Annotated in this window: 2 protein-coding genes and 1 pseudogene; all 3 read right to left on the reverse strand. The window is 66.6% G+C overall.

The genetic code is table 11. The annotated features are described in order from the left end of the window. The coding region (locus K228_RS26330) for a hypothetical protein (protein ID WP_033777517.1) at window positions 1–359 on the reverse strand (359 nt) is incomplete at its 3' end. A 14-nt stretch (window positions 360–373) separates the two neighbouring features. Then, on the reverse strand, window positions 374–856 hold the full coding sequence (locus K228_RS0125145; protein WP_155251643.1) for a hypothetical protein: 483 nt from the start codon (window positions 854–856) through the stop codon (window positions 374–376). A 53-nt stretch (window positions 857–909) separates the two neighbouring features. Continuing rightward, window positions 910–1,096, reverse strand: a pseudogene (locus K228_RS26335) (hypothetical protein); the annotation flags it as partial.

Raw genomic sequence — 1,096 nt, forward strand, 5'->3', positions numbered from 1 at the left:
CCCAGCCACTCCCGCAACGGGGCCGCGACCATCTCCAACGCCGCGCCGGTCCACTCACCGATCCGATCCCCCAGCTTGCCCGGGGTAGCTCGGGCCACCGACGGCATCAGCAGCATCGACCAGATGGCCTGCCGATTCGGTTCCCAGTCCACGACCAGATCCCGCACGAGCATCACGACCAGCACCCCCAGCAGCACCGGAGGAATCCAGGACCACGGGATCGCGGTCAACACCGCGTCGATGACATCGCCGATGAACATCCCGGCGACCAGCGGACCACCGACCACCGCGGCGGCCGACGACGTCCACGCCAGCACCTTGATGCCCTTCGGCCGGACAACCTTCTTCAACCCCTTCACGTGCCTTGCCTCCTTCACAGGAACAGCCACAGCGCGTACTCCACGCCCGGCTTGATGAGGTGATCGGCGACCCACTGCACCGGCGGCAACTCGGCGCACAACTTGACAGTCACCGCGGTGAACACAAACCGCGACGGCCGCTGAAACGGCCACTCCGCGATCCGCAACCCGGCAATCACAGGGATCGCCACCAGGCGACACCACGCCACCCCGACGAACCGGACCAGGCCGTCACGCCGTCCGGTCCACGGCGCGACCCGCGCGTACTCCAAAAGCTGCCCGGCGGCAGGGGCCCGCTCGGCAAGCGGCGACGGCATCGAAAACCAGCCCTTAACCCCCGCGAGCACACCCCGCCAACGGTCACCCAAAGTAATCGGAGAGTGGAGAGTTCCTACCGCCCGAGCAGCGGTTTCGCGCTCAACGGTGCCCGTCTGGAACTCTCCACCGGACAGTGGAGAGTTACCCACCGTCACCTTCTGGCCGTTGATGACACTCACCGCGCCACCTCCTTCACGGTGTGATGCGGGTCCGCCACCGCGGTTCATCGGGCTCATGCGACGCAACCGCTGGTGAGTTCGAGAACCTGGCCGGCGATTTCCGCCGGCACGGCGTTGAGAACCTTGCGGATAGTCCGGTCGGAAACCCCGGTGATCTCCGCCAACTGCTTGTTGGTCATTTCCGGGTTCCGGCCCCGGGCCGCCAAGACAACAGCCACGGTTTCCGCCCGCACCGTTTCC

The organism is Salinispora cortesiana, from assembly GCF_000484695.1.
In the GTDB taxonomy this organism is placed as follows: domain Bacteria; phylum Actinomycetota; class Actinomycetes; order Mycobacteriales; family Micromonosporaceae; genus Micromonospora; species Micromonospora cortesiana.